Consider the following 8,766-nt stretch of genomic DNA (forward strand, 5'->3'; position numbering starts at 1 on the left):
GGGTTAATGGATGGGAGGGGGCGGTTTTTCGCAGGAAGCCAAAGACCGCGAAGGGAGCCTTCCTGTTCGGGAGGCGATGACGTCCATCACCGTCATTCCACGCGGCGCCGGATCGGCGGCTTTATCTGTCGGGACCCAGCGTTTCGATGATGTGGCAGTCCTCGACCGTTCCTCGGCTGCAGCTGCCGAGCAGCCGCATCAATTCGTCGCGCATCTTGCCGAGGTCGGCGATCTTTGCCTCGATTTCGGCAAGATGCGTCGTCGCGATGCGATCGACGGCGCCGCAGGGCTGGCTGCGGTCGTCGGCGAGCACGAGCAGTTCGCGCACATCCTCGAGCCGGAAGCCCAGGTCGCGTGCGCGCCGGATGAACGACAGGCGCTGCCGGTGCGCGGTGCCGTAGCTGCGGTAATTGGCCGAGGTCCGGGCGGGCGGCGGGAGCAGCCCCTGCTTTTCATAGAAGCGGATGGTTTCGGCCCTGACCCGCGTCGCCGATGCCAGTTCGCCAATGCGCATGATCCAACCCTGTAGTTTCTACAAGGACGGCATAATCGATCGCGCGGCGCGACTCAATGACCGCCGCCGAATTTGAACCGCACGCCGCCGTTGACGACGAAGCCGTCGGTGGGCCCCCAGGCATCGACCGTCCATCGCCCGTCGGGCGCCCGCGCGGGCAGCAACAGCGGGTCGTACCGGGTCTGGCGGATGTTCAGGATATTCTCGGCATTCACGAACAGGCTGACCTTGCCGAGCACCATTTCGGCGAGCGCGCCAAGTTCGAAATAGGCTTTGCTGCGGGCGCGATAGGGATTGTCGTCGAGCTGCTGGCGGCCGGTATAATAGGCCTCGATCCCGATGCGGCCCTTGCCATGCTCCTCCCACATGCCGACGAGGCCTGCGGTGTGGCGCGGCGTGCGCGGAGTTGTGCGGCGGCCGGCGCCCGACGGGTCGGGCTCGCTGGCATCGACGAAGACATAGCTGCCGGTGACCGAGAAGGCCTGCCACCGATAGCGGAGCATGAATTCGCCGCCGCGCGTGCGCGTCGTGCCGGCGGCATTGACGAGGCGGACGCTGTCGGCATCGACCGTCTGCAGCTGAACGGCATTGTCGATGTCCGAGGCGAACAGGGTGACGTTCGCTTCGACGCCGTTCGCGGCGTAGCCGAAGTCGAGCGAGGCGGTGGTCGCTGTTTCGGCCTTGAGCGCGCCGAGCGGTTCGAGGCGCGACAGCCCCGCGGCCTCGATCTCGTCGACGAAGGGCGTCGGGGCGTAGAAGCCCTTGCCGACCGAGGCGCGGAGCGTCCACGGGCCCGGACGATAGAGCGCCGACAGCCGCGGGCTGAACCGCGTGCCGAAATCGCTGTGAACGTCGAGCCGGGCGCTGCCTGCCAGAAGGATGTCGTCGCCGAGTTCCTGTTCGAGCTGGCCGAACAGGCCGGGGACGGTGTAGCTGTAGTCAAACGCCGGGAAGGCGCGCGAACGGTAGCTGTCGGCCTGCAGCGCCGCACCGGCCAGCCAGTTGGTCGCGCCGCTTTCGCCGCCGAGCGAGACTTCGCCGAACCAGGTGTCCTGACGGTCGGTTTCGGCGCCGGTCCCGAAAAGCTGGCGATGCCGCTGCGTCATCGCCGAGGCGCGGGCGTGAAGCTTGCCGATCCCCTCGACGGGGATTTCGGTGACCAGCCCGGCGTCGTAGCGGCGGCTGTCCTGCGTCAGCGGAAAGGGCTGGCCGTCGGGAACGGTGCGGCCCGGCAGCGTGCCGCCGGTGCGGTCCTCGGTCGTCGCGCCGGCGGTCAGCAGCAGGTTGGCGCCGTCGTCGCCCTCCCAGAAGAGGCGCGGCCGGACGGTCCAGCGATCATAGCCGGGCATGTCGATCCAGCCGTCGTCGTCGAGGTCCTTGCGCGTCTGGCGGTGATAGCCGCCGGTCAGCGAGGCGCTCCAGTTCGCGCCGAGCGGGGCCGCGGTATAACCGGTGACGTCCTGTCCATCGCGGCTGGTCAGGTTGAAGAGAAGCTCGGCCTCGGCCTCCGCGCGTGGGCGGCGCGAGACGAGGTTGATGACGCCGCCGAGCGCCGACGGGCCATAGAGCGCCGAGGCCGATCCCTTGATGATCTCGACCTGCCCGAGGTCGGTCGGCGGAATCTGGAGCAACCCGATCGACGAGGGCTGGCCGCCATAGAGCGGAAGGCCGTCGGACAGCAATTGGGTGTAGCGGCCCGCCATGCCCTGCATGCGGATATTCGAGGAGCCGAGCGCGGGCGAGGTGACCTGCACGCGCACGCCGGGCGTCTCGGCGACGAGCATCGAGACATTGCCGGGGGTCATCAGGAGCTTTTCCTCGATCTCCTCGCGGTTGATCACGTCGACGCGGATCGCCTCGTCCTGCACGCGGCGGCCCGAGCGGGTGGCCTGGACGACGATGTCTTCTTCGCCTTCCTCGGCTTCGTCGTGATGATCCTCCTGCGCCGCGGCGGGGGCGAGCGGCACCAGCGTGGCGAGGATGAAGGTCGCCCCGGCAAGGCAGGCGATTTTCGGGGGCTTTTTCAAAACAAAATCTCCGGCTTTTGGTCGATTGCGCGCGGTCGGCAGATGGTGCCGGGCGACGGCCGGATGCCGCGATAAAGGTTGTAGCGACTATAAGGTCAAGCGCGAATGTCGGAATCGATTGGCGCGGCCGGGCATTAAATTTTCCGCTTTCCTAAATTATCCAAATAGGTTCAAAGTTAACTCGATTCATTCCAGTTGATTTGGGAGACGAGCGATGGGGCGTAAGGTGGCGCTGGGTAAGCGGGGGAAGTCGGTAGCGGTGTCGGGTGATGGCGGGGGATGCGATGCCAATCCCCTGATGCCCGGCCTGCGCATTCGCGAGGACGGGTGGACGGAGGCGCGGACGCGGGTGTTTCTGGCGACGCTGGCGCAGACGGGGTGCGTTGCCGATGCGGCGCGGATCGCCGGGGTCAGCACGACCTCGGTCAATCGCTCGCGCGGGCTGTTTCCACCCTTTGACAAGGCGTGCGTCGAGGCGCTGGCCAATGCGCTGCGCGGGCTGGAGGCGGTTGCGTACCAGCGCGCGGTCGTGGGGCGCGAGACGGTGATTTACCGGGGCGGCAAGGAATATGAACGGCGGATCACGCCGTCGGACAATCTGCTGCGGCTGCTGATCCGGCGCGGCGACCTGTCGGGGGCGCTGGGGCGGGCGCTGAGCCCTGCCGAGGCCGAGGCGTTCGTACTGCCCGAGGCGGTACGGCACCGCTTTATCGACCGCGCCGAATTTGAAAGCGGGATCGTCTTCGAGCGCGGGGTGAAGCAGCAGCGGCATATCGCGACGCAGGAGGAGACCGACGCCGTCCTGTTGCACAAGATATCGATGATCAAGAAGATGCGTGGCGCGCGCGGACCCGAGCACCCGTGCTGCGCGGCGTGCGGGCAGAAGATGCCGCTGACCGAGGCCGAGATGGAGGCGATGGAGGCCGAGTGGGAGGAAAAGCGGGACCCCCGGCGCCTGCCGCCGCCGGCTGCGGCCTGAGGCCGGGCACGGGCTGAGGCCGGGCGCGGGGCGATGCGTCGCCGCGTCGCGCCCGCGACGGCGCCGGTCCGCCGCCTCAGCCGTCGGCCCGCGCGCCGCGCGGCGGGGCGTCGTCGGCATAGGGATCGGCGGCGGGGTGGCCGAAATAATAGCCCTGTGCCTGCGGACAGCCTTCGTCGAGCAGCATCTGGCGCTGCGCCGCGGTCTCGACCCCTTCGGCGACGATCGGCATGTTGAAGCTGCGCCCCAGCCCGATGATCGCGCGGACGATCGAGCGCGCCGCCTCGTCATTGTCGATCGACGAGACGAAGCTCTTGTCGATCTTGATCTTGTCGAAGGGAAAGGCCTTGAGGTTCGAGAGCGACGAATAGCCGGTGCCGAAATCGTCCATCGCGACGCGCACCCCCATGTCGCGGATCGCGTGCAGCGCGCGGAGCGCGCCCTGGCGGTTGCGCAGGAAGGCGGTCTCGGTGATTTCGAGCTCGAGCCGGTGCGGGTCGAGTCCCGATTCCTGGAGCGCGTCGCGGACCAGCGTCGGCAGATTGGGGACCTGGAACTGGATCGTCGAGACATTGACCGCGACCGAGATGGTGTCGGGCCAGGTCGCGGCGGTCATGCAGGCGCGACGCAGCACCCATTCGCCGATCTGGACGATCGCGCCGATCTCCTCGGCGATCGGGATGAAATCGTCGGGGGGCACCTCGCCGCGCTCGGGATGGTCCCAGCGCAGCAGCGCCTCGTAACCGACGATCGAGCCGAAGGCGGTGGCGACGAGCGGCTGGAAGACGATGCGCAGCTCGTCGCGGCCGATCGCATGGCGCAGGTCGTGCTCGAGCGCGCGGCGTTCGCGCGCGAGCTCGTCCATCTCCTGGTCGAAGAAGGCGGCGACGCCGCGGCCGTTGTTCTTGGCGCGATAGAGCGCGGTGTCGGCGTTGCGCTGCAACGTCTTGGCGTCGGCGCCGTCGGCGGGGAAGAGCGCGACGCCGATGCTGACCCCGACCGCCATCGGATCGCGCGCGACGTCCATTTCCTCGGCGAAGTCCTCGAGGATGCGGGTCGCGAGGCGGCGCGCGTCGTCGGGGGCGGTGACCGCGCGCTGGATGATCAGGAATTCGTCGCCGCCGACGCGCGCGACGATGTCGTCGCCGCGCACCGCGGCGCGGAGCAGGTCGGCGACGCGGCGCAGCACCTCGTCGCCCGCGGCATGGCCGAAGATGTCGTTCACCGCCTTGAACCGGTCGAGGTCGAGCGCGAGCAGCGCGAAGGGGGTGCCGGCGGCGATCGCATCGTCGAGCGTCAGGGTGAATTGCGAGCGGTTGGCGAGGTCGGTGAGCGCGTCGTGCGAGGCGAGATGCTCGATCGCGCGCTGCGCCCGCTTGCGGTCGGACAGGTCGCGGATCGCGAGCACCTGGCAGCTGCGGCCGCGATATTCGATCGTGCGCGTGCCGATCTCGAAAATCTGGTCCTCGTCGGCGGCGCCGCGCAGGCGGGCCTCGACCGACGCACCTTCCGGGACAGCGAAGGGGGAGCCGTCGAGGCGCACGAACCAGTCGCCCGGCGCGCTGCCGAGGATCGCGCCGCTGCTGACCCCGAGCAGGTCGCCGAGCTGGTGGTTGACCTCGACGATATGGCCGTCGTGGGTGATCGCGAGCGCCTCGAGCGTCGCTTCGGCGAGGCCGTGCGCGTCGGTGAGCCAGCGGTCGATCAGCGAACCGGTGAGCGCGAGCGCGACGAGCGCAAGGTTGGCGAGCACGATCGCGGGGACGAGCCAGTCGCGGCTCGCCGCGCCGCCGAGCGCATCGCCGCGCGTCGGATCGGGGACGAGCGTCGTCGCCGACATCGCGGTGAAATGCAGCACGACGATCGCGAGCACCGCAAGCGCCGCGGGCAGCGCGATGCGCTGCCACCCGGCGCTGCGCGCGAAGGCGACGAAGGCGCCCCAGAAGCAGAGCCACGACAGGAGGAGCGACACGAGGATCGGGACGAGGTCATAGGTGACGCGCGCCGGGGCGATGATCGACGCCATGCCGGTGAAATGCATCGCCGCGACCCCGATCGACGCCCCCGCCGCTGCGACGGCGCAGCGCGCGGTGGTGGGCGCCTTGCCGAGCCAGCGGAAGCTCGCCCAGAAAAAGCCGACCGCGATCGCGACCGAGAGCAGGGTGAGCGCAATGTCGAAGCGGATCGGCATCGCGCCGCGATAGGCGAGCATCGCGACGAAATGTGTCGCCCAGACGCCGACCCCCTGCGCCAGCGCGGCGACGACGAGCCAGTGGCGGCGGCGCGTCTCGACGCAGAAGGTCGAGCGGTTGAGGACGACGAAGAGACATATGTTGCCGAGGATGCAGACCAGCGCGGCGATGAGCACCAGCCGCAAATCATGGTCGTAGATCACGCATTCGAGGACGTTGAACATAAAATTCCCCCTGGTCCCCAGGGCGATTTGGCCCAACAAGCGTAAATATTGGATTAGTGAAGACGAAAGTATTGAAGAGAAGCAATAAATAAAGCCGTCGATATTGGAAGATAAGCCGAATCGGCCCTGCTCGCGTAATATAGTCCGCCCGTCCGTCCCGCGGGCGGCTTCGGCGCTTGCGCTCGCACGCCGGGTCGGCGACAGTCGCGCTCCTAGGAAAAGGGAGGGTGCGTGCAGGCGGTCGACGACGACAAGGCGCTGGGGATGAAGGTGATGAAGCTGTCGCGGATGCTGCGGCTGCGCTTCGACCGGCGCGTCCAGCCGCTCGGACTGACGCGCGCGCAATGGCAGACGATCGCCTGCGTGCGGCGGCGCCCGGGGGCGACGCAGCGCGAGGTTGCGGGGCTGCTCGAAGTCGGCGAGGTGACCGTCGGGCGCTCGATCGACAAGCTGGTCGAGGCGGGCTGGGTCGAACGGCGCCCCGATCCCGCCGACCGGCGCGCGCACCGCATCTGGCTGACCCCCGCGATCGAACCTTTGATCGGCGAACTGACGCGGATCGGCGAGGAAGAAGAGGAGGCCGCGCTCGAAGGGTTCGACGCGGCGGAACGCGCGGCGCTGCACGCGATGCTCGGCCGCATCACCGCCAATCTGGGCGGCGATGCGGCCGAAGCCGTGGCCTGCGCGCCGGAACAGCCCTGAGAGGATCGGCGGTTCCGGCGGCGCTGGCCCGGATTATTTCTGCTTGAGCGCCTCGGCCTTGCTCAGCGTGGTGACGAGCTTGCCGTCGACGATGCTGAGCGTGCTGGCGGGGATACGCACGGTCTCGCGATTGACGATCGCGAGGACGCCGCCCGAGGGCTGGACCTTGTAGACCTTGCCGACGATGCGGCCGCCGGTGTCGCGCAGAACCTCGCTCTCGCGCGGGGCGCGTTCGAGCGCGGCGGCGGTGACCTCGGCGGGCGGGGCGGTTTCGATCGCGAGTGCTGGGGTGGTCGCGGCGAGCAGGGCGAGGAGCAGGATGAGACGCATGGGATGACCTTTCGACAATATACTAAGCTATGTTAGTATATGCCGGATTAGTGTGCAATGCACAAAAATTGCGGTCCACCCAAGCGCGGCTTGGGGCGCCCGTGCGGGCGGCGTCGGAAGCAGGTCAGGCGGATTTGCGCGTGTCCGGCGCGGCGGCGATGCGGACTGGTGCCGGGGTGAAGGCGCGGACACGGTTGCGGCCGGCGCGCTTGGCTTCGTAGAGCGCCTGGTCGGCGTCGCGCATCAGCCGCGACAGGCCGGTACCGGGGACGCTGGCGGCGAGTCCGATGCTGACGGTCGGGGGCGGCGTATCGGGGGTACAGGGTGCGCAGGCGCCGGCCATGCCGGTGCGGATCGCCTCGGCGAGCGTACGCGCGCTTTCGATGTTCGCGCCGGGCAGCAGCAGCGCGAACTCCTCGCCGCCGATGCGTCCGGCGATCATGTCGGCGGGACCGGCCGCGCGAATATGCGCGCCGAACGCCGCGATGATCGCGTCGCCGGTCGCATGGCCGTGGGTGTCGTTGACCGCCTTGAAATGGTCGATGTCGGCGATGAGCAGCGCGGCGGGCCGGTCTTCGTCGGCCGCGGCGCGGACCGCGACGCCCGCCGCCCCCTCGAAGCCGCGGCGGTTGAGCAGACCCGACAGCGCGTCGCCATCGGCTTGTTCGCGCAGTTCGGCCATCAGGTCGATCGCGGCGGCGACCATCAGGCAGAGCGCGAAGAGGATCGAGATCATCGCCTGGCTGAACTGGACGGTGGTCCAGTAGATCGATTGCTGGAAGCCGGCATAGGTCGAAAAGCCGCCGGTGAGCCCGATGATGAGCAGCGGGCGGATGATGAAATTGGTTGCCGAGAGCACTCCGACCCAGAAGAGGATATGGTCGACAAGATGCGCGCGCGGCATGCGGCGCAGGCGGATCGGCAGTTGCAACGCGACGAGGCCGAGCGCGATGCTGATGACGAGCACGCGGTGCGTGATGCTGGGCTGGATGAAGAGATACCAGAGAAAGGTCGTCATCGCGACGGCGCAGATTGCGGCCATGCCGCGCCAGGGCACCGGCACCCGATATCGTGCGATCGCCGCGCCGACGATCAGCACTGCGGCGACGAGAAAGCCGATATTGGCGGGAATGCGCTGCGCCTCGAACGGAAGCACGGGTGCGAAGTCGAGGATCAGGAAGCCCGCGGCCATCGCCGCATAGCTCAACCCCGCAAGTAGGACATAATGCTGGTCGCGGCGGTGCATCCAGAGCAGGAAAAAGGCGACCGCGAGCAACAGGCCCATGCCTGGATTGAGCAATGCAATGAAGAATTGACCCGACACGGACTGACTGCCTCTCGCGAGCAGCGTAGCGATATCAGGGATAATAAGTCGTTACGCCCCGATCGGGAAGCGATGAAGCGATCAGGCGCTGCCGCGGACCGCGAGGCGGACGGGGACGCGGGTGCCGTCGCGGACATGCTCGTCATCCTCGAGCGCCATCGCGACGAGCGCCTCGCCCGCGGCGTCGAGATCGGGTTCGAGCGTGGTGAGCGCGGGGTCGGCGAGGGTGCCGGCGCGGATGCCGTCGAAGCCGATCAGCGCGACATCCTCCGGCACGCGGCGGCCCGCTTCCTTGAGCCCCTGGAGCACGCCGAGCGCGAGCATGTCGCTGGCCGCGAAGATCGCGTCAGTATCGGGATGCGCGGCAAGCAGCGCGCGCGCGGCGGCGACGCCCTGCGCATGGCGATCTGCGGCGGGGGCGGCGGCCCAGACAATGGGTTCGACGCCATGCGCGGCGAGCGCGGCGGTGAAGCC

The 8,766-nt window shown here is 68.4% G+C and carries 8 protein-coding genes; 2 read left to right on the forward strand and 6 right to left on the reverse strand.

Features of this window, described 5'->3' with window-relative positions:
• Positions 1-121 precede the first annotated feature (121 nt).
• Complete coding sequence (locus B1A78_RS18680; RefSeq protein WP_077148411.1) at positions 122-514, reverse strand: helix-turn-helix domain-containing protein; 393 nt, start codon at positions 512-514, stop codon at positions 122-124.
• A gap of 53 nt (positions 515-567) precedes the next feature.
• Positions 568-2,541: a TonB-dependent siderophore receptor gene (locus B1A78_RS18685; protein ID WP_077148412.1), complete on the reverse strand. Its 1,974-nt coding sequence runs from the start codon at positions 2,539-2,541 to the stop codon at positions 568-570.
• A gap of 214 nt (positions 2,542-2,755) precedes the next feature.
• On the opposite strand from B1A78_RS18685, the gene B1A78_RS18690 reads away from it, so the two are divergent.
• Entirely contained in the window at positions 2,756-3,520 is a 765-nt protein-coding gene (locus tag B1A78_RS18690) for a hypothetical protein (RefSeq protein ID WP_179102089.1), read from the forward strand.
• A 76-nt stretch (positions 3,521-3,596) separates the two neighbouring features.
• Here the strand turns inward: B1A78_RS18690 and B1A78_RS18695 are convergent, their stop codons facing one another.
• Positions 3,597-5,936: an EAL domain-containing protein gene (locus B1A78_RS18695; RefSeq protein ID WP_077148414.1), complete on the reverse strand. Its 2,340-nt coding sequence runs from the start codon at positions 5,934-5,936 to the stop codon at positions 3,597-3,599.
• Between the two features lie 231 nt (positions 5,937-6,167).
• On the opposite strand from B1A78_RS18695, the gene B1A78_RS18700 reads away from it, so the two are divergent.
• Positions 6,168-6,638 carry a MarR family winged helix-turn-helix transcriptional regulator gene (locus B1A78_RS18700; protein WP_083734315.1) on the forward strand — a complete coding sequence of 157 codons (471 nt, stop codon included), beginning with the start codon at positions 6,168-6,170 and terminating at the stop codon, positions 6,636-6,638.
• Positions 6,639-6,671: 33 nt separating this feature from the next.
• On the opposite strand, the gene B1A78_RS18705 is transcribed toward B1A78_RS18700, so the two are convergent.
• The 3 genes from B1A78_RS18705 to B1A78_RS18715 form a co-directional block, all read right to left on the reverse strand.
• Complete coding sequence (locus B1A78_RS18705) at positions 6,672-6,968, reverse strand: hypothetical protein (RefSeq protein WP_077148415.1); 297 nt, start codon at positions 6,966-6,968, stop codon at positions 6,672-6,674.
• Between the two features lie 124 nt (positions 6,969-7,092).
• The gene (locus B1A78_RS18710; RefSeq protein ID WP_077148416.1) at positions 7,093-8,253 is read right to left on the reverse strand and encodes a GGDEF domain-containing protein; all 1,161 of its coding nucleotides are present in this window, start codon (positions 8,251-8,253) and stop codon (positions 7,093-7,095) included.
• A gap of 120 nt (positions 8,254-8,373) precedes the next feature.
• The coding region (locus B1A78_RS18715; RefSeq protein ID WP_179102090.1) for a substrate-binding domain-containing protein at positions 8,374-8,766 on the reverse strand (393 nt) is incomplete at its 5' end.

It is taken from the genome of Sphingopyxis sp. KK2 (assembly GCF_001990265.1).
Classification (GTDB): Bacteria; Pseudomonadota; Alphaproteobacteria; order Sphingomonadales; family Sphingomonadaceae; genus Sphingopyxis.